Genomic DNA, 17967 nt, shown 5'->3' with positions numbered 1-17967 from the left:
TTCAGCTCTCCTTATCCGGCGAGACGGACGCACGCACGGCCTGGTGGTGACGGCGCGTCCACGCTTGCAGCAGGTTGATCAGCAGCAGCAGCGCGAAGGAGATCACCAGCATCACCACCGCCACGGCGGTTGCGCCCGCGTAGTCGTATTGCTCCAGCTTGGAATAGATCATCAGCGGCGCGATCTCGGAGACCATCGGCATGTTGCCGGAGATGAATACCACCGAGCCGTACTCGCCGGTGCCTCGTGCGAACGACAGCGCAAACCCGGTCAGCAGCGCCGGCAGGATGGTTGGCAGGATCACGCGGGCAAAGGTCTGCAGGCGCGTGGCGCCCAGGCTGGCCGCGGCTTCTTCCAGCTCCTGCTCCGCGCCTTCGAGCACCGGCTGCACCGTGCGCACCACGAACGGCAGCCCGATAAAGGTCAGAGCCACCACCACGCCCAGCGGGGTGAAGGCCACCTTGATGCCCAGCGGCTCCAGGTAGCGGCCGATCCAGCCGTTGCCGGCGAACAGCGCGGTCAGCGCGATGCCGGCCACCGCGGTGGGCAGGGCAAAGGGCAGATCGACCAGCGCATCGACCAGGCGCTTGCCGGGAAAGCGGTAGCGCACCAGCACCCAGGCCACGATCAGCCCGAACACCGTGTTCACGATGGCGGCGATCAGCGAGGCGCCGAAGCTCAGTTGCAGGGAGGCGACCACCCGGGGCGAGCTCACCGCGGCCCAGAAGGCCTCCCAGGTCATGGTGAAGGTCTTGAGGAAGGTGGCCGACAGCGGGATCAGGACGATCAGCGTCAGGTAGAACAGCGTGAAGCCCAGTGAGAGGCCAAAGCCTGGCAGCACGGTAAAGCGCTGCTTGCCTGGCTTGGGCGGCGCGCCCTTGCGCGCCTGGGGAGCATCCGGCCTCGCCGGGGGCGGATTGTCCGCCAGGGAAATCGAGGGTGGCATGTTGTCTCGTCTGTGCCGTCAGTGTCGTATCCGCCTCCGGAGAATGGATTCCAAGCGGGATTCGCCGGAAACCGAAGCAGCGGGGGCGGCTTCTTTATGACGCCGGCGCATAACACACCGGCCTACGAGACAAATTCTGCAGATACCGCCTTATAAACAGAACGAATCTTTACGTATGTTCTTAGGCGTTTTAGATATAAGGGAACGTGGACGACACTTCCAGCCCGCCTTCCCAAGGCCCGGCGCGGTCGCCGGACGGGCCGGCGCTGCCGTCGGCCTCGATCCGCTGGATCAACGTATCGAGCAAGGCGAGCCCCTCGGGCCACTGGTCAAGCCCGGAATCAGCGTTAATGTGACCCAGCATGCCCGCATCATGAAGCTCGCTGCCCCACAGCGTGCCCCAGCTGAACGCGGTGCGCTGCTGCATCCAGGGATCGTTGCGGCTGGCCACCAGGATCGTGGGAAACGGCAGCCGGTACGCGGGCAGCAGCCCGGCCACGCCAAACTTGTCGGGGTCGGCCGGCGCCACCAGCACCGCGCCCGCGATGCCCTCGGGGTCGAGCGCTGCCTGGCGCAAGGTGGCCAGGCAGCCGAAGCTGTGCGCCACCAGGATGGCCCCGCGCGGCGCCACGCGCTGCGCCCGCATGACGCTTTCCGACACGCGCTCGGCCCACAGCGGCAGGCTCGGGCGCGACCAGTCGTGCTGCTCCACGCGCTGCCAGTCCGGGAAACGCTGCTCCCAACGGCTTTGCCAGTGGCCCGGGCCACTGCCATGCAACCCCGGCACCGTCAGGATCTGCAAGCCCTTGGGCACCTTCAACCGTACGTCGGCGGGTCGCGCGCTTGCGCCCGCCTGGCCGCCGCGCTGCTCCCGCGCGGCCGGCCTCTTCGTCTGCGTCATATCGGCTCCTTGGTCAACGCCATCGGGACGCCGCCGGATCCGCTCCGGGGCACCCCGCCCTTGAACTCCTGAATGCCAGCCGCGCCGGACACTTCATGCAGGTGGCGCGCGCTGACCGCCTCGCCGGTGAAGCTGCCCTGCCCGAGCACGATGCCGGCGGCCTGCAACCGCTCGGCGTTCTCGGCGTTCTCCAGCCGGCGCCCGATCAGCGTCACGCCGGCGCTGTCGGCGCTGGCCTGCAGCCCCGCCAGCTGGCGGTCGGTCCAATTGCGGCGCATGTCCAGCTTGAGCCAGTCGGGCAACGCGTGCGCCATCAGCGCGCCGGCTTCCGCCGGGTCCGATGCCTGCAGGCTCACCGCAAAGCCGTTGCGGCGGTAGTTGCCCACCACGTGCAGCAACAGCGGCAGATCGTCGTTGGCGCTGGCCGGCACCTGGATCACGAACCGGTCCAGCGGCAGGCCGAGCGACTGCAGCGCGCGCCGGAAGGCCGCGCCGTGATCGTCGGCCACGGCGGCCAGCAACCGGTTGTGCACGTTGAGCACCAGCTTGCGATCGCCATCGGCCGCGAAATAATTGATGGCATGCACCAGGCGCGAGAGCCGGTCGAGCGAGACCAGCGAGGCATCGTCCGCCGCCATCGCAAACAGCTTCCATGCGGTCAGGCCGACGCCGTCGCCGGCGTATGTGCGCAGCGTGCCTTCGTGCGCCACCACATCGCGGCTGGACAGGGTGATGAGCGGCTCGAACGCGCTGGTCAGCGAGCAGTTATAGAACTGGCCCTGCACCTGCCCACGCTCGTCGCGCCACAGCTGGCGATCGCTCTCGGGGCGGCGCGGCAGCCCTTCCAGGTAGTGGGTGAGCGCCGTCAGTGCCGCGCCTGCTTCGTTCGCGCTTGCCATTGCGATTTCCTTTGCGTTGCGCTTGCGCCTCGGGCGAGGCTTCAAAGCTTGGCCAGGGATACCTCGGTAGCCTTGACCAGGGCAACGACTTCGCTGCCGATGGTAAGGCCGAGATCCTTGACCGAGCGGGTGGTGATGACCGAGGTGACGATGCCGGCCGGCGTCTCGACGTCGACCTCCGAGACCACTGGGCCTTCGATGATGGCGGCAACCTTGCCGCGGAACTGGTTACGTACGTTGATCGCTTGAATGCTCATGATAGAAGTTCCTTTGCGTGAGTGAAAATGAGAAATGCGTAAAACTCTGGTTCAGCGGATGGGCTCCGCGCGGGTGAGTGACGTTGCCCGCTCACCCATGGCTGCCCCCCCTTGCGCGGGTTGCGCCGGCTTCGCTCGAGGCTGGCCGCGCGTCCGTTGTTTCATACTTGTTTGCTGCTTCCTTGGCGGGCTGCCCGCATTGCTGCTTGCGCCGCTGCTTGCACCCTAGATCGCCCAGCGCACTGAATCGAACGTGCGCGCCACCGACCAGTCCACTGCAGGCAACAATGCTTGCCCGTGCTGGTGCTCATCGACAGCCGGCGCACCCTCACGCCACATCACCCGGCGCAGCACCGCGTCCTCCAGTTGCGCGAACGCCGCCGAGCCGCGCTGGCGCGGACGCGGCAGCGCCACCCTCTGGTCCAGCGCGATGCGGCCGTCTTCGATCAGCACCACGCGGTCGGCTAGCGCTACCGCTTCCGATACATCGTGGGTAACCAGCAGCGCCGTGAATCCCAGGCGCTGCCACAAGGCTTCGATCAAGCCTTGCATCTCGATGCGGGTCAGCGCATCCAGCGCGCCCAGCGGCTCGTCCAGCAGCAGCAAGCGCGGGTGGTGCACCAGCGCGCGCGCCAGTGCCACACGCTGGCGCTGCCCGCCCGACAGGCGCGCCGGCCACTCGCCCGCGCGCTCGGCCAGGCCGACCTGGCCCAGCACCCTGGCCGCATCGGCCAGCCGCGCGCGCGGCAGCCCCAGCGCCACGTTGTCCAGCACCGTCTTCCACGGCAGCAGGCGGGCGTCCTGGAACATCACCCGGACCGCCTCGCGCTGCTTGTTGCCAGGCGCGCCGTCCAGCGTCACGCCACCGCCGTCGCTGTCTTCCAGGCCGCCCACCAGCCGCAGCAAGGTGCTCTTGCCGCAACCGCTGCGGCCCACGATGGCCAGGAACTCGCCGGGCGCGGCCTGCAGGTCGATGCCGTGCAGCACCTCGCGCCCGCCGTAGCGCTTGACCACCTGCTGCACGCGCAGCGCGAGGCCTTTGCCATCCTGGCTGGCGGGCACGTCGGCCAGCGCGGCTTGCTCGATCGGGTTGCTTTGCATATCGGGTTCTCCTTGGCAGGCGGCGCTCAGTGCGTCTGGTAGCCGGGGTGCCAGCGCAGCCAGAACCGCTCCAGCCCGCGTGACAGCAGATCCGCCAGCTTGCCTAGCAGCGCGTAGAGCAGGATGCCCACCAGCACTACGTCGGTCTGCAGGAACTCGCGCGCATTCATGGTCATGTAGCCGATGCCCGACTGCGCCGAGATGGTCTCGGCCACGATCAGGATCACCCACATCAGGCCGAGCGAGAAACGCACGCCGACCAGGATGTTGGGCAAGGCGCCCGGCAGGATCACCTCGCGGTAAAGGCGCCAGCCCGACAGGCCGTAGCTCTTCGCCATCTCGATCAGCCCGGGGTCGACCGCGCGGATGCCGTGGTACGTGTTCAGGTAGATCGGAAAAAACACGCCCAGCGAAACCAGGAACAGCTTGGCGGTCTCGTCGATGCCGAACCACAGGATCACCAGCGGGATCAGCGCCAGCGGCGGAATGTTGCGCACCATCTGCAAGGTGCTGTCGAGCAGGGTCGCGGCCGGCCGGAAGGTGCCCGTCAGCAGGCCCAGCGCCAGCCCGAAGCCGCCGCCGATGGTGAAGCCGAGCACGGCGCGCCAGGTGCTGACCCACACGTGGCGCCAGAGCTCGCCGGTCACGGACAGGCCCCAGGCGGCCTTCACCACGTCGAGCGGCGCCGGCAGGATGCGGTTGGACAGCCAGCCCAGCTGCGAGGCCAGCTGCCACGCCGCCACCAGCAGCACCGGCACGATCCAGGGCGCGGCCGAGCGAGCGGCATGGCGCAGCCAGTCAGGGTTGCGCGCGGGCAGGGTCAAGGGAGCGGACATGGTTGCCTCCTACCCGCGCGCCGCGCGCGGCACGATGCCAGTTGCCATGACCTCGCCGAAGGGGCCGGACAGCACCTTGCCCTGCAGCTTGTCGCGCACCGAGCGCGGCAGCAGCGGAAAGACCAGCTCGGCGAAGCGATAGGCTTCCTCCAGATGCGGGTAGCCGGACAGCACGAAGGTATCGATGCCCAGCGCCGCGTACTCCTTGATGCGCGCCGCCACGATGTGCGGGTCGCCCACCAGTGCCGTGCCCGCGCCGCTGCGCACCAGGCCCACGCCGGCCCACAGGTTTGGGCTGATCTCCAGCTCCGCGCGGCTGCGTCCGCCGCCACCGGCATGCAGCGCGGCCATGCGGCGCTGCCCTTCGGAATCCATCTTGCCGATCACCGCCTGCGCGCGCGCCACCGTCGCATCGTCGAGCTTGCTGATCAACCGGTCGGCCGCGGCCCATGCCTCGTCCTCGGTCTCGCGCACGATCACGTGCAGGCGGATGCCGAACTTCACGCTACGCCCATGGTGCGCCGCGCGCTGGCGCACGTCGGCGAGTTTCCTGGCGACCTCCGCCGGCGGCTCGCCCCAGGTCAGGTAGGTATCCACCTGCTCGGCCGCGAGCTCGTGCGCGGCGGCCGAGGAGCCACCAAAGTACACCGGCGGATGCGGGCGCTGCAGCGGCGGGAACAACACCTTCGCGCCCTTGACCTTGAGATGCTTGCCCTCATAGTCGAGCTCGGCGCTTTCATGGCTGGCCGCCAACACCTTACGCCAGATACGGATGAACTCGGCCGAGGCTTCGTAGCGCCCGGCATGGTCCAGGAACAGGCCATCGCCTTCCAGCTCTGACACATCGCCGCCCGTCACCAGGTTCACCAGCAGGCGTCCGCCGGAGAGGCGGTCGAATGTCGCCGCCATGCGCGCGGCCAGCGTGGGCGCCATCAGCCCCGGGCGCACCGCGACCAGGAAGCGCAGCCGGGAGGTGACCGCGGCCAGCGTGGAGGCCACCACCCACGGATCCTCGCAGGAGCGGCCGGTGGGAATCAGCACGCCTTCGTAGCCAAGCGTATCGGCCGCGGTGGCGATCTGCTTCAGGTAATCGATATTGACCTCGCGCGCCCCTTCGGAGGTGCCGAGGTAGCGGCTGTCGCCGTGCGTGGGGATGAACCAGAAGACCTGCATGTCCGTGCCTCTTCAGCTCTGTTTGTGGATCGTGGCCGTCCGGCCCTCGCCTGCCGCATCCAGGCCGATCACCAGCAAGGCAGCACCCAGTGCGCCGGTGACTAGCGCCACCAGCAGTACATGCTTGGCAGGGCGCGGCGGGGCGCTGGCTCGGATCGGCATCGAAATAGAAATAGAAATAGAAATAGGAAGCGGGGATAAGGCACGGAAGCCGGCGGGCGGGCGCCGCCGGCTACGTCTTACTTCTTGCCAGGCTGGTAGACCTGGTCGAACGAGCCACCGTCGGCGAAGTGCGCCTTCTGCGCTTTCTGCCAGCCGCCAAAGGCCTCATCGATGGTGAACAGCTTGACCTTGGGGAAGTTGCTCGCATACTTGGCGGCAATCTTCTCCGAGATCGGGCGGTAGTAATTCTTGGCCGCGATTTCCTGGCCCTCGTCGGTGTACAGGAACTGCAGGTAGGCTTCGGCCACCTTGCGCGTGCCCTTCTTGTCCACCACCTTGTCCACCACCGCCACCGGCGGCTCGGCCAGGATGGAGATCGACGGCGCGACGATGTCGAACTTGTCCGGGCCCAGTTCCTTGATCGCCAGGATGGCCTCGTTTTCCCAGGCAATCAGCACATCGCCCAGGCCGCGCTCGACGAAGGTGGTGGTGGCGCCGCGGGCGCCGGAATCCAGCACCGGCACGTTCTTCAGCAACTGGCCGACGAACTCCTTGGCCTTTTGCTCGTTGCCGCCCGGCTGGCGCAGCGCGTAGCCCCAGGCCGCCAGATAATTCCAGCGCGCGCCACCCGAGGTCTTCGGGTTGGGCGTGATCACCTGCACGCCCGGCTTGACCAGGTCGTTCCAGTCCTTGATGCCCTTGGGGTTGCCCTTGCGCACCAGGAACACGATGGTCGAGGTATAGGGCGACGCATTGTGCGGCAGGCGCTTTTGCCAGTCCGGCTTGAGCAAGCCCTTCTCGGCGATGGCATCGATGTCATAGCCCAGCGCCAGCGTGACCACATCCGCATCCAGCCCGTCGATCACCGAACGCGCCTGCTTGCCCGAGCCGCCATGCGACTGGCGGATGGTCAGCGCGTCGCCGCCCTTGGCCTTCCACGCCTTGGCGAAGGCGGCGTTCACGTCCACATACAGCTCCCGCGTGGGATCGTACGAAACGTTCAGGAGGGCGGTGTTGGCCCAGGCGGTCTGGGTGGAACCGATGACGGCCAGTGCCGCGAGTCCGATGGCCAGCTTGCGAATCATGTGTCTTGCTCCCGTATTCTCGTCGTGAAATGGCGCGTCCGCGCCGCGTTTCATGGCCTTCCTTGCGTGGGAAGGCTTGCGTCAGGGATGAAGACTACCGAGGGGCCTATCTGAAAGGAACGAATGGTTTCGCCGATCCTTGCACGTTTTCCGCATAAGATTCGACGGAAATATGAACATGCCGAAGGGGGTGGCAGCGCGGCTCGCAGAGGCAAGACACTGGCACCGGCCACCAAAAAATATGCGTCAAACGACATATCACGCAGGTGCGGCAATTTCACGAGCCAGCTGCTAGCATGTCCGACATTCAGCGGCATGCAGCCGCCCTGCCCGCTTGAGCCCGGTTCCACGCGTCACCGGCGTGTTTCGCTTTCCAGGGGACATGCCTTCTGTAGTCCAACGCAGCAGAAGAAGACCATAACGGGAGAAGACAGATGATGAAGATCCGGATTCTGGGTGTGCTGGCGGGCATCGGCCTGTCGATCGCGTCCGGCGCCGTGCTGGCGCAGAACAGCGGCCTCACGCGCACGCTGGTCGGCAAGGCCGACGTTTCCGTGCCGGGGCGCGAAGCGGTAGTGGCGCGCGTGGAGCTGGCGCCAGGGATCTATGCCGGACGGCATACGCACCCGGGAGACGAGATCAGCTATGTGGCCGAGGGACAGGCCGAGTTGCTGGTCGAGGGGCAGCCACCTCGCCTTATCAAGGCGGGCGAGTCGTTCGTGGTGCCCGCGGGAGTTGTGCATGACGCCCACAATTCCGGCACGGCACCGACCCGGCTGATTGGCGTGTACGTTGTCGAGAAGGGCAAGCCGCTGGCCACGCCCGCGCCCTGAGTTCAGCGCAGCGGCATCCCGGGGCGGCCAGCACACCAGCCTGTATCGACGCTGGCCGCCCCGGCTCACCACCTGGACATTGCCGTCAGCGGCCTGCGCTGTTGACGCGGGCCGGCCACTGTCCATCGGCGATCAGCGCGCGAACCGTTTCCATCAGCAGATCCAGCACCGCAGAGACCGCGATCGACAGTGGCATGGTGGCGGAGCGGCACAGATAGACCGGGCGCGACATGCTCGGATGGGTGATCCGCGCCGCGGACAGCAAGCCATTGTGCAACTCCTCGCAGACCGATGCGTAGGAGAGGATCGTGCACCCCACGCCTGCCGCGGCGAGATTGATGAGTTGCGGTATGGCATTCACCTCCGCCAGCACCGAGAGCGCGACCTGGTGAGCGCGCAGATACCCATCGATCAACGCGCGCAGGCCATGCTCGCCGGCCGGCAGGATCATGGGGAAGCGATGCAGGTCCTTGAACCGCACCGTTTTCGTCAAATCGGCTCCGCGCTTGCGGGCATCGGCGAACTGCCCCGGGGGCGCCAGCAAGACAAGATCCTCGTCGACCACGTGCTCGAACAGCAGGCCGGAGCCAGCGTCCGCCTGGAAGGTCAGGCCAATATCGACGCGCCCGCTCAGCAGATGGTCCGGGATGTAACCGGTGCTGAGCTCCACCACCTGCAACTGGACCTTGGGCCAGCGCCGGATGGCTTCGCGCACCAGCGGCACGGTCAGGATCTTTGCCATGGATTGCGGCAGGCCAATCGCGACCCTGCCCGCGGGATCGGTCACCAGGTCACGCACGTCCTCGCAGGCGACGTCGAGCCGCTTGAGGATATCCCTGGCGTGGCTCTCGAATCTCAGCCCAGCGGCAGTCAGGACGACGCCCTTGTGGCTGCGCATGAAGAGGGCCACGCCAAGATCCTGCTCGATGTGCTTGATCTGGAGGCTCAGCGCCGGTTGCGCGAGATGCATGTTCTCCGCAGCCCGGGAGATCGATCCCGCCGACACCACCGCCAGAAAGCATCTGAGTCCACGTACATCGATCGACATAAGCACATCTCCGCATGTGACACCACGGGGCCTGCCGGGGCGGCGGCACGATGGCAGCAAGGTCCAGCCGGGTATAGCATAAAAATATACTACATATCAAAAATCTATCTTGGACATATAGCGGTACCGAAGCCCATAGTGATGCCAGCTTCCGCGCAACGCACGCGGACGCCAAGACAGATAATCCACGGAGACTCAATGGGACTCAGCCGCCGTACTTTCCTGACGGGCGCAGCCGCATCCTTGCTCGCCCCGCCGCTCCATGCTGAGCAATGGCCGTCGCGGCCAATCAAGCTTGTCGTCCCGTTCGCCGCGGGTGGCCCCGGCGACTTCGTGGCACGCCTGATTGCCATACCGCTGGGCAACCGGCTCGGCCAGCCCGTGGTGATCGAGAACAAGCCCGGCGCCGGCGGCAATCTCGGCACGCAGAATGTGCTCGATGCCAACGCCGATGGCTATACGCTGCTGCTGAACACGGTCGGCATGCATGCGGTCAACCCGCTGCTGTTTCCCGACTTGCGGTTTCGCCCGCAACGCGACCTGGTGGCCATCGGCGTGGTTGCGACGGTGCCGAACGTGCTGGTGGTGCATCCAACCAAGCTGGGGGTCAGCTCCCTGGCGGAGCTAGTCCGTGTCGGCAAGCAGCGGCCGGACAATCTCACCTATGCCACCTTCGGCGCGGGAAGCTCTCCGCATATCTATGGCGCGCTGCTGCAGAAGGCCGCAGGCTTCACCGCGGTGGCCGTGCCCTACAAGGGCAGCGCGCCGGCAAGCACGGATGTCATGGCCGGGAATGTGGATTTCCTCTTCGACAGCATGACCACCTCCATCGGCCAGATACAGGGCGGCAAGCTCAAGGCCCTGGCGATCACTTCCGCTGCGCGTTCGCCCCTGCTGCCGGATGTGCCGACGCTGCAGGAAGCCGGCTATCCGGCGCTGGACCTGAAGTTCTGGCTGTCGCTGCAAGCCTCCGCGAAGACGCCGCCCGCCATCATCGAGACACTGCGCCAGGCCGTGGCGCAAAGCGCGGGCGATCCAGGCTATGGCCGTGCGCTGATTGCGCGGGGAGCCGAGCCGTTCCACATGGCGCCCGCCGATGTGCAGGCCTATGTGAATCGCGATACCGCCCGGTGGACGGCCCTGGCCCGCTCCATCGATATCAAGCCCGAGTAGCGCCCCGACTCACCCGGCATCCCCTTGCCACAACACGACGCCGGACCTGCGCCCGCAACTCCGGGCGGCGTCCGCCGCCGATTCGTTTCGGAGACATATCCATGATCGCATTGCAGGGCATTCGCGTCCTCGACTTGAGCAAGGTGCTTGCCGGCCCCTTGTGCGGGCAGTACCTGGGCGAACTTGGCGCCGAAGTCATCAAGGTCGAGCCAGTCGGCAGCGGCGACGATACGCGCGCCTGGCTGCCGCAGGATCGCGGGCAGTCCGCCACCTTTCTCGCCGTCAATCACAACAAGCGCAGTCTCGCCGTTGACCTCAAGACCAGCGAGGGCAGGCAGATCGTCCAGACGCTGGCGGCCAAGGCGGACGTCGTGCTGCAAGGCTTCGGCAGTGGCGCCGCCGCCAGGCTCGGTGTTGACTACGACACGCTGTCGGCGTTGAACCCGGCCCTGATCTATTGCGAGATCTCCGGCTACGGACGCACGGGCCCCCTGGGCCAGGAGCCCGGCTACGACGTCATGCTGCAGGCGTTCAGCGGCATGATCAGCACGATGGGCCAGGCCGGCGGCCAGCATGCGCGCGCCAGCTTTTCGCCGGTGGACCTGGGCACCGGCATGCATGCGTTCAGTGGCATCCTGGCGGCACTGATCGAGCGGCAGAAGACCGGCCACGGCATGCACCTGGAGGTGTCCCTGCTGGATACGGCAATGGGTTTCATGGGCTATCTCGCCCAGAACTATTGGCTCAGCGGCAAGGTGCCGCGGGCCATGGGCACCGCGCATCCGGCCATGGCGCCCTACCAGGTGTTCGACGCAGCCGACGGGCCGGTGATGATCGGCGTCGGCAACGACGCGCAGTGGCGGCGCTTCTGCCCGGTCGCCGGGTTGCAGGATGTGGCCGACGCACCGCGGTTCGCCACCAATGCGGCCCGTGTCGCGCACTTCACCGAAACAGTCGAGATGGTCCAGGCGCGTATTCGGACCCAGCCGGTTGCCTACTGGATCGACGCATTGCGCAAGGCTGGCGTGGCCTGCTCCCCGATCCACACGCTGGACCAGGCGCTGGCGCACCCTCAAGTGGCCGAGCGCGCGCTGATCGCCGAGTCTGAGCATCCAGTGCTGGGCAAGGTGAGGAATATGGGCTTGCCGGTGCGCTTTCGCGGCGGCAGCCGGCAAGCGCGCCGCGCGCCGCCTTTGCTGGGCCAGCACACCGACGAGATCTTGTTGCAGTCGGGCTATACGCCCGAGTCCATTGAACGATTCAAGGCGCGTGGCGTGATTGCCAGCGCCGATGCCAGCAAAACCGGCGGCCTTTGCACGGCCGCATGACATCAGGAGTCACCATGCCCTCAGTCAATTCAGTCAGATACGAAGTGCGCGACAGGGTCGCGGAAATCCTCCTCGATAGCGCGCCGGTCAATGCCTTGAACGAGGCGATGATCGACGAAACGCTGGCGGCGCTGCGGCGCGCGGCACAGGACGATTCGGTCAGGGCCGTCATCCTGGGCAGCACCCTGCCCAGGCGCTTTTGCGCCGGGCTGCGGCTGGATGCGCTGCATGGGGCGCCGCCGGCCCGGATCTATGGCCTGGTCGACAAGCTGTACAACGAACTGTGCGACGCGCAATTCAACCTGGGCAAGCCGTCCATTGCCGCCGTGAACGGCACCGCCCGTGGCGGCGGCATGACGCTCGCGATCTCCTGCGACATGATCGTCGCCGCCGACACGGCCACCTTCGGCTATCCGGAAATCGACGTCGGGCTGACGCCCGCCATCCACTACACGCACCTGCCGCGTGTGATTGGCCGTCACCGGGCCTTCGACCTGCTTTTTACCGGACGCGCGTTCGACGCCGCCGAAGCCATGTCCCTCGGACTGGTCAGCCGCGTGGTGCCCGAGCAGGACGTCATGCGCGAGGCCAGAGCGCTTGCCCAGACCTTATGCGCGAAATCTCCTGTCGTCGTCAAGATGGGACGCAAGGCCTTCATGCGCGCCAATGACAACGACTACCGGCGCGGCGTCGCCGCGGCGGTGGAGAGCTTCGGCAATGTGGTGGCAACGGACGATGCAAAGGAAGGCATCGCCGCGTTCGTGGAAAAGCGCAAGCCATCCTGGCAAGCCTGATCGTGCCGGCATCAGCAATCATTTAACAATCGCCCTCAACGGAAGCGGAGTGAACGCATGCGATTCCTGAACACCCTGCGCCGGAGCGCCACCGTCATCCTTGTGCTGCTCGCAGCGCACCCCGGTGGCGCCAGCGCGAAGGATGCATGGCCCGCCCAGGCCGTGAGGCTCGTGGTGCCGTATGCAGCCGGCGGACCGACCGATGCCTTTGCGCGCGTGCTGGCTGAGCAATGGGGCAAGCAACTGGGCGAGCCGATGATCGTGGAAAACCGCACGGGCGCCGGCACGGTGGTTGGCACCGACTATGTGGCCAAGGCCAAGCCGGATGGCTATGTGGTCTTGTTGACGACCGTGGCGCACGCGGTCAACGAGAGTATCGTGCCCCGTCTGCCCTACCGCACCACGCAGGACTTCGCGCCTGTCGGACTGGCGGCCAAGGCGCCCCTGGTCCTGCTGGTGAACAAGAACTTCCCGGCCAGGAATCTCCCCGAATTCCTGGCGTACGTCAAAGCGCATCCTGGGCAGATCAACTATGGTTCCGCCGGCAACGGCAGCGCACCGCATGTCGCGACCGAGCTGCTGAACCTCAAAGCCGCGCTGAAGACCACGCACATCCCGTATCGCGGCACCGGGCCCGCCATGACCGACCTGATCGGCGGGCAGATCGGCTTCATGATCGACAGCGCGCCGACGGGACTCGCGCAGGTCCGCGCGGGAACAGTGCGGCTGATTGCCACGTCGATGCAATCGCGCCTCGCGCAGACACCGGACACGCCGGCCATCGCCGAAGCGGTACCCGGCTACGAAGCCTATACGTGGAATGGCGCCTTCGTCCCCGCGGGAACGCCGGCGGCGGTGATCACCACGCTGAACGGTGCGTTGCGCCGCGCGCTTGCCGACCCCGGCCTGAAGAAGCGAGCCTTCGAGATGGGCCTGGTTCTCGAGTCCGATCCAACGCCGCAGGCACTCGCCGCGCACGTGGGCAGTGAGATCGCCAAATGGCGGACCGTCGCGCAGGCGGCCGATATCAAGGAGCCGTGAGGCATGACCCGACCCGGCTTTGCAAGCGCATTCGACCCCAGCCAGCACCGCATGTGCGCACAGCGGTATTTTGAGGATTTCACCGTTGGGGAGCGCTTCGTACTGCCATCGCGCACCATGACCGATGCCATGTTTGCCGCGTTCCAACTCGCCAGCGGCGATAACCATCCCGTGCACTACGACGTGGAATACTGCCGCGCGCACGGCATGCCGCAACTGCTCGCCCATGGCTTCCAGGTCGTGATCCAGACGGCCGCCGGCGCCGGGCTCTTTCCGCATAYGATCGAGGAATCGCTGAAGGGGTTCATCGACCAGAGCAGCCGCTTCCTGCATCCCGTCTTTGCCGGCGATACCCTCTACAGCACGCTGGAAGTCAGCGAACTCGCGCCGAACCGCAGCACCGGCGTGCTGACCATGCGTTCCACGGTGCATAACCAGTCGGCGAGGCTCGTGATGGAAGGCACCCAGCGCTACCTGCTGAAGAAACGCCAGCCGGACTAGGTTCCTGCCGCAACCTGGAGTCCAGGGCCAGCGGTGCTCTCCTTGCGGCACCAGGGTGCGCAGCCACACCTGCCGCGCGCTCCCTGGGCCGCCGTGGCTACCCGGCGGTACAATTCCGCCGGTCTTGCTCACCCATCACACCGACACAGGATGGTGCTGCCCCTGCCTGCCGCCTTTGGCGTGGCGCAGCGCCGGCAACATCTCGGAAGGCTCCGGCCGGTGCGTGTAGTCAGGATTGACCTCGGCATACAGGATGGTCCCATCCTGCCCGATCACGTAGCGCGCCGGCATCGGCAGCGTCCAGCTCGCGTCGCCGTTGAAGGCCGGCAGGTCGTTCTTCAGTTGCTTGTACAGATCCACCAGATAGTCCGGCAGTGCGAAGCGCAAGCCAAACGCCGCAGCCACGTCGTTATGCGTGTCGCTGAGGATGGGAAAGCTGAGCTTGTTGGTGCGCACGGACTTGCGGCTATTGACCGCGTTCTGCGGCGAAATGGCCACCACGCTGGCGCCGGCTTCCCTGAACGCCGGCACGGCCTCCTCCAGCGCCTGCAGTTCCATATTGCAATACGGGCACCACACCCCGCGGTAGAAGCTGACGATGAGAGGCCCTTGCGTCAGTAGTTCCTCCGAGGAAACGGGTGCGCCCTCCGGGTCCGTCAGCGTGAAGACGGGCGCCTTGTCCCCCGCCTTCAGCGCGCGGCCTGCTTGTCCCGAGGCAATCAGTTGAGCGGTGGCCCGCTCCATGATGGGATGAATTTCCGGCGGTGCGAAATACGGTGCCTTGCCGGCCTTGAAGTCCGCCTTGAAGGCGTCGAGTTTTTGCTGCAGTGACATGATGACTACTCCATCTGATCCAAGTAAGCTGCTCGATGCGAAGGTGCACGTTGCTGGAATCATGTTCGGTCAAGCCGCTTCACGGCGGTAGGCGAGCCGCGGGAATATGATTCATTCTTTCTGGGCATAACCCGGCGACAATCCTATGAGAGGAAGCGCATCGTGGACAGGATGACTGCCATGGAAACACTGGTTGCCGTCGTCGAGGCAGGCTCTTTCTCGGGCGCCGCGCGGCTGCTGAAGGTCGGGCAGCCCTCCGTATCGAAGTCGGTCGCACAACTGGAAGAACAGCTCGGTGTGCGGCTGCTCGTGCGGTCCACCCGCGGCCTGTCGCCGACCGAAGCAGGAAAGAATTTCTACGAGCACGCCAAGCGCGCAATCGAGCAAGCGGATGCGGCGGAGCATGCGGCCAGGGGCTCGGGCGCCAGTCTGTCCGGCCGCCTGCGCGTGACCGCGGCCGTCACCTTCGCACGACTGCATATCGTCCCGCACCTCAAAGCCTTCCTGGCCGAGCATCCGCAACTGGTKGTAGACGTGCTGCTGGAGGATGGCAATATCGACCTGCTCGAGCATGGAGTGGATGTCGCCCTGCGCATGGGCGCGCTGCGAGATTCGGCCATGACCGCCAGGAAGATCGCGCAAAGCCGGCGGGTCGTGGTCGGCACGCCGCGCTACTTCGCCGCTGCCGGCGAGCCAAAGGTGCCCGCCGACTTGCTCGCGCATGAGGCCATCGTCTACGACCGCGAGGGCGGTGGCGATGCCTGGGTATTTCGCCGGGGCGGCGCCGAGGTTTCCGTCGAGGTGTCCGGCCGCTTGCGAGTCACGGCCGCCGAGGGCGTGCGCGCCGCGGTGCTCGCGGATATCGGTGTGGCGATCGGCTCCGAATGGATGTTCGCGCCGGAACTGGCCAGCGGCGAAGTCAGACAGGTGCTCGCCGAATGGACGCTGGCACCGGTCGACCTCTGGGCGGTATTTCCGACCGGCCGCATGGCCAGCACGAAGGTCAGGGCTTTTGTCGCGTTCGTGGAAGCGGCACTGCGCCGCGACATCGCTTAGCGAAGAAAAAAACTAGTCCGCGTGAAATGCCGGCAGTACTTCGGCGGCCAATTCTTCAATCACCTCTCGCGGCGCACGTTCGGATGCCCGCAGGTTGAGAGAAACATGATGCGTGCCGCTGCCGCGCATGTCCCGCAGCAACTCCTTGAGCCCATTTCGCCCGGTGCGATAGCCAAGCGAGATTGCGGTAGGCGGCTCGCCGGCATCGGCGCTCAGGTCCAGTTGCATCGCCACGCCAAAGGCGCGGAACTGCCCGGGCGCGGCACGCTCAACCGCCGCGCGCCACATGCGATAGCGTTCCCGCTGCACCGCAGGCTCGCGGTGATAGGTCATCCAGCCGATGGCATGGCGCGCGATCCAGTCGACGCTCTGCCCGCCCGAGCCCACGGCCAGCAAGGGAATGGGCGTGGGGAGCCTGGGGAGCACGAAAAACTCGGGCGTGTCGTCATGGAACTGATCCGGGATCACCCGGGAAGGCTCTCCCACCGCCGCCGCCACCACCTCCCAGTGACGCAGGTACAAATCGCGCCGTGCGGCCGTAGCCTGCCCGAACGCAGCGTACTCGGCAGGACGGTCGCCAGAGCCCAGGCCGAGCACGAAGCGGCCCCGCGACAACGCGCCGACTGAAATCGCCCCTTTGGCGACATGCAACGGATGCCGCAGCGTCAGCACGATGGCGCCGCTCACCAGCGCGATGCGCTCGGTCTGGCTGGCCAGCGCGCCAAGGAACACCCAGGGATCGAGATGCCCGACCGGGTCCGGGTAGTCGGCGCTGTTCAGCGGCACGTCGCGCACCCACAGCGCGCGGAATCCGAGCGCGTCGGCGAGCTTGGCCAGCGTCACCTGCTCGCGAAAGTCCGCAACGACCTGGCCGGATTGCAGCATCGGCAAGGTCAGGCCAAGCGAGAGGCGGCCTTCCTGGAACACGCGGCTTTGCACGGTGGCGTCATGCGGCGAAGGGGCGTCTGTCTGAGGCATTCGAATCCTCTGGATGTACTTGCGGGTCGCTGGCCCGTCTGCGGGGCCCGTCTGGCATATTAGCAGTTGCCACGTGCTGGCCACTGCGCACAACCGGGTGAGCCGGGCCGATAGGAACCGATAGCGCCGGGCGGAAAAGCGCGCAGAAAAAAGCCCGCCCCACTTACGTGGCGCGGGCCAAGTTTCCGTATTCTGGAAACGGGTAGACAAGTCATGAAGAGCGCCCCCGCATCTCCATGACGGAAATCATATTAGCGGGCGGCACCATTCTGGTTCTTGACCCATGTCAAATGGCCGTCCGGTTTGTGCGAAGGTAGCGCGAAGGTAGCGCGGCGCTTGTATGGAGCTTGTACGGATTTGCCGGCGTCAAGCCAGGTCATCCAGCTTGACCGCAAAGCCGCGCTGCACGCCGGGGCGCGCAAACAGGGCGTCGTACCAGCGCCTGACATTCGGAAACTGCTCCAGCGAGACCTGATGGCGCTCGTGGCGCCAGGCCCAGCCCAGGATCGCGAAATCCGCCACGGACAGGTCGCCGGCCACGTACTCCACCTCCGCCAGCCGCCGGTCCAGCACGCCGTAAAGACGCCGCGTTTCTTCCGAATAGCGCTTGAGCCCATAGTGCCGGTCGGCCTCCGCCTCGACCGTGCGGAAGTGATGCACCTGGCCCGGCATGGGCCCGAAGCCGCCCATCTGCCACATCAGCCACTCCAGCACCGGCACGCGGTCACGCAAGCTCGCAGGCAGGAACTTGCCGGTCTTCTCGGCCAGGTAAAGCAGGATCGCGCCGGATTCGAAGACGCTGATCGGCTGTCCATCGGGGCCATCCGCATCGACGATGGCCGGGATCCGGTTGTTGGGGCTGATGCGCAGGAAATCCGGCTGGTGTTGCTCGCCCTTGGTGATATTGACGGTCTTGACGGCATAAGGCAGCGCCATTTCCTCGAGCGCGACGCTGATCTTGCGTCCGTTCGGCGTATTCCAGGTGTGCAGGGTGATAGTCATGGAAATCGGTTCATGATCG

Annotated in this window: 19 protein-coding genes; 7 read left to right on the top strand and 12 right to left on the bottom strand. The window is 66.3% G+C overall.

Annotated features, from left to right (window positions below; all coding sequences use genetic code 11):
- Position 1: 1 nt before the first annotated feature.
- The 8 genes from cysT to AC1DQR_RS09230 all read right to left on the bottom strand — a co-directional run bounded on the left by cysT (position 2) and on the right by AC1DQR_RS09230 (position 7360).
- On the bottom strand, positions 2–946 hold the full coding sequence (gene cysT, locus AC1DQR_RS09265; RefSeq protein WP_477132899.1) for a sulfate ABC transporter permease subunit CysT: 945 nt from the start codon (positions 944–946) through the stop codon (positions 2–4).
- 190 nt (positions 947–1136) lie between these two features.
- Positions 1137–1847, bottom strand: a complete 711-nt coding sequence (locus tag AC1DQR_RS09260) for an RBBP9/YdeN family alpha/beta hydrolase (protein ID WP_416048847.1) — start codon at positions 1845–1847, stop codon at positions 1137–1139.
- The gene (locus tag AC1DQR_RS09255) at positions 1844–2746 is read right to left on the bottom strand and encodes an EAL domain-containing protein (RefSeq protein WP_416048848.1); all 903 of its coding nucleotides are present in this window, start codon (positions 2744–2746) and stop codon (positions 1844–1846) included. Before AC1DQR_RS09255 ends, AC1DQR_RS09260 begins: the two co-directional genes overlap by 4 nt.
- A 41-nt stretch (positions 2747–2787) precedes the next feature.
- The gene (locus AC1DQR_RS09250) at positions 2788–3003 is read right to left on the bottom strand and encodes a TOBE domain-containing protein (RefSeq protein WP_006161487.1); all 216 of its coding nucleotides are present in this window, start codon (positions 3001–3003) and stop codon (positions 2788–2790) included.
- A 225-nt stretch (positions 3004–3228) separates the two neighbouring features.
- Entirely contained in the window at positions 3229–4104 is an 876-nt protein-coding gene (locus tag AC1DQR_RS09245) for an ATP-binding cassette domain-containing protein (protein WP_416048849.1), read from the bottom strand.
- 26 nt (positions 4105–4130) lie between these two features.
- Positions 4131–4940 carry an aliphatic sulfonate ABC transporter permease SsuC gene (gene ssuC / locus AC1DQR_RS09240; RefSeq protein ID WP_416048850.1) on the bottom strand — a complete coding sequence of 270 codons (810 nt, stop codon included), beginning with the start codon at positions 4938–4940 and terminating at the stop codon, positions 4131–4133.
- A 9-nt stretch (positions 4941–4949) separates the two neighbouring features.
- Positions 4950–6113 (bottom strand): FMNH2-dependent alkanesulfonate monooxygenase, encoded by a 1164-nt coding sequence (gene ssuD / locus AC1DQR_RS09235; protein ID WP_477132898.1) that lies wholly within the window; start codon positions 6111–6113, stop codon positions 4950–4952.
- 239 nt (positions 6114–6352) lie between these two features.
- Positions 6353–7360 (bottom strand): sulfate ABC transporter substrate-binding protein, encoded by a 1008-nt coding sequence (locus AC1DQR_RS09230; RefSeq protein WP_043347114.1) that lies wholly within the window; start codon positions 7358–7360, stop codon positions 6353–6355.
- Between the two features lie 437 nt (positions 7361–7797).
- Between AC1DQR_RS09230 and AC1DQR_RS09225 the strand changes: the two genes are divergently transcribed.
- On the top strand, positions 7798–8193 hold the full coding sequence (locus AC1DQR_RS09225) for a cupin domain-containing protein (protein ID WP_416050504.1): 396 nt from the start codon (positions 7798–7800) through the stop codon (positions 8191–8193).
- A gap of 85 nt (positions 8194–8278) precedes the next feature.
- Here the strand turns inward: AC1DQR_RS09225 and AC1DQR_RS09220 are convergent, their stop codons facing one another.
- Complete coding sequence (locus tag AC1DQR_RS09220; RefSeq protein ID WP_416048853.1) at positions 8279–9241, bottom strand: LysR family transcriptional regulator; 963 nt, start codon at positions 9239–9241, stop codon at positions 8279–8281.
- A gap of 198 nt (positions 9242–9439) precedes the next feature.
- Between AC1DQR_RS09220 and AC1DQR_RS09215 the strand changes: the two genes are divergently transcribed.
- The 5 genes from AC1DQR_RS09215 (at position 9440) to AC1DQR_RS09195 (ending at position 14078) form a co-directional block, all read left to right on the top strand.
- Positions 9440–10414: a Bug family tripartite tricarboxylate transporter substrate binding protein gene (locus AC1DQR_RS09215; RefSeq protein ID WP_416048854.1), complete on the top strand. Its 975-nt coding sequence runs from the start codon at positions 9440–9442 to the stop codon at positions 10412–10414.
- Between the two features lie 101 nt (positions 10415–10515).
- Entirely contained in the window at positions 10516–11742 is a 1227-nt protein-coding gene (locus tag AC1DQR_RS09210) for a CaiB/BaiF CoA transferase family protein (RefSeq protein ID WP_477132897.1), read from the top strand.
- 14 nt (positions 11743–11756) lie between these two features.
- Positions 11757–12536: an enoyl-CoA hydratase/isomerase family protein gene (locus AC1DQR_RS09205; RefSeq protein WP_416048856.1), complete on the top strand. Its 780-nt coding sequence runs from the start codon at positions 11757–11759 to the stop codon at positions 12534–12536.
- A gap of 57 nt (positions 12537–12593) precedes the next feature.
- Positions 12594–13577: a tripartite tricarboxylate transporter substrate binding protein gene (locus AC1DQR_RS09200; protein ID WP_416048857.1), complete on the top strand. Its 984-nt coding sequence runs from the start codon at positions 12594–12596 to the stop codon at positions 13575–13577.
- Positions 13578–13580: 3 nt separating this feature from the next.
- Positions 13581–14078 (top strand): MaoC family dehydratase, encoded by a 498-nt coding sequence (locus AC1DQR_RS09195; RefSeq protein WP_477132896.1) that lies wholly within the window; start codon positions 13581–13583, stop codon positions 14076–14078.
- A 135-nt stretch (positions 14079–14213) separates the two neighbouring features.
- On the opposite strand, the gene AC1DQR_RS09190 is transcribed toward AC1DQR_RS09195, so the two are convergent.
- Positions 14214–14912 carry a peroxiredoxin-like family protein gene (locus AC1DQR_RS09190; RefSeq protein ID WP_416048859.1) on the bottom strand — a complete coding sequence of 233 codons (699 nt, stop codon included), beginning with the start codon at positions 14910–14912 and terminating at the stop codon, positions 14214–14216.
- A 162-nt stretch (positions 14913–15074) separates the two neighbouring features.
- Between AC1DQR_RS09190 and AC1DQR_RS09185 the strand changes: the two genes are divergently transcribed.
- Positions 15075–15968, top strand: a complete 894-nt coding sequence (locus tag AC1DQR_RS09185; RefSeq protein ID WP_416048860.1) for a LysR family transcriptional regulator — start codon at positions 15075–15077, stop codon at positions 15966–15968.
- Positions 15969–15980: 12 nt separating this feature from the next.
- Here AC1DQR_RS09185 and AC1DQR_RS09180 read toward each other — a convergent pair whose 3' ends face one another.
- Positions 15981–16946 (bottom strand): LLM class oxidoreductase, encoded by a 966-nt coding sequence (locus AC1DQR_RS09180; RefSeq protein WP_477132895.1) that lies wholly within the window; start codon positions 16944–16946, stop codon positions 15981–15983.
- A 366-nt stretch (positions 16947–17312) separates the two neighbouring features.
- On the bottom strand, positions 17313–17948 hold the full coding sequence (locus AC1DQR_RS09175; protein WP_416048862.1) for a glutathione S-transferase family protein: 636 nt from the start codon (positions 17946–17948) through the stop codon (positions 17313–17315).
- Positions 17949–17967 lie beyond the last annotated feature (19 nt).

It is taken from the genome of Cupriavidus sp. 05L411, from assembly GCF_056398045.1.
Note: the sequence above shows the minus strand (reverse complement) of the source record. Positions and strands in the feature narration are given on the sequence as shown.

Bases quoted from the DNA above. Each gene is read 5' to 3' on its own strand.
- cysT (WP_477132899.1), bottom strand. From the start codon at position 946: ATGCCACCCTCGATTTCCCTGGCGGACAATCCGCCCCCGGCGAGGCCG.
- AC1DQR_RS09260 (WP_416048847.1), bottom strand. From the start codon at position 1,847: ATGACGCAGACGAAGAGGCCGGCCGCGCGGGAGCAGCGCGGCGGCCAG.
- AC1DQR_RS09255 (WP_416048848.1), bottom strand. From the start codon at position 2,746: ATGGCAAGCGCGAACGAAGCAGGCGCGGCACTGACGGCGCTCACCCAC.
- AC1DQR_RS09250 (WP_006161487.1), bottom strand. From the start codon at position 3,003: ATGAGCATTCAAGCGATCAACGTACGTAACCAGTTCCGCGGCAAGGTT.
- AC1DQR_RS09245 (WP_416048849.1), bottom strand. From the start codon at position 4,104: ATGCAAAGCAACCCGATCGAGCAAGCCGCGCTGGCCGACGTGCCCGCC.
- ssuC (WP_416048850.1), bottom strand. From the start codon at position 4,940: ATGTCCGCTCCCTTGACCCTGCCCGCGCGCAACCCTGACTGGCTGCGC.
- ssuD (WP_477132898.1), bottom strand. From the start codon at position 6,113: ATGCAGGTCTTCTGGTTCATCCCCACGCACGGCGACAGCCGCTACCTC.
- AC1DQR_RS09230 (WP_043347114.1), bottom strand. From the start codon at position 7,360: ATGATTCGCAAGCTGGCCATCGGACTCGCGGCACTGGCCGTCATCGGT.
- AC1DQR_RS09225 (WP_416050504.1), top strand. From the start codon at position 7,798: ATGAAGATCCGGATTCTGGGTGTGCTGGCGGGCATCGGCCTGTCGATC.
- AC1DQR_RS09220 (WP_416048853.1), bottom strand. From the start codon at position 9,241: ATGTCGATCGATGTACGTGGACTCAGATGCTTTCTGGCGGTGGTGTCG.
- AC1DQR_RS09215 (WP_416048854.1), top strand. From the start codon at position 9,440: ATGGGACTCAGCCGCCGTACTTTCCTGACGGGCGCAGCCGCATCCTTG.
- AC1DQR_RS09210 (WP_477132897.1), top strand. From the start codon at position 10,516: ATGATCGCATTGCAGGGCATTCGCGTCCTCGACTTGAGCAAGGTGCTT.
- AC1DQR_RS09205 (WP_416048856.1), top strand. From the start codon at position 11,757: ATGCCCTCAGTCAATTCAGTCAGATACGAAGTGCGCGACAGGGTCGCG.
- AC1DQR_RS09200 (WP_416048857.1), top strand. From the start codon at position 12,594: ATGCGATTCCTGAACACCCTGCGCCGGAGCGCCACCGTCATCCTTGTG.
- AC1DQR_RS09190 (WP_416048859.1), bottom strand. From the start codon at position 14,912: ATGTCACTGCAGCAAAAACTCGACGCCTTCAAGGCGGACTTCAAGGCC.
- AC1DQR_RS09180 (WP_477132895.1), bottom strand. From the start codon at position 16,946: ATGCCTCAGACAGACGCCCCTTCGCCGCATGACGCCACCGTGCAAAGC.
- AC1DQR_RS09175 (WP_416048862.1), bottom strand. From the start codon at position 17,948: ATGACTATCACCCTGCACACCTGGAATACGCCGAACGGACGCAAGATC.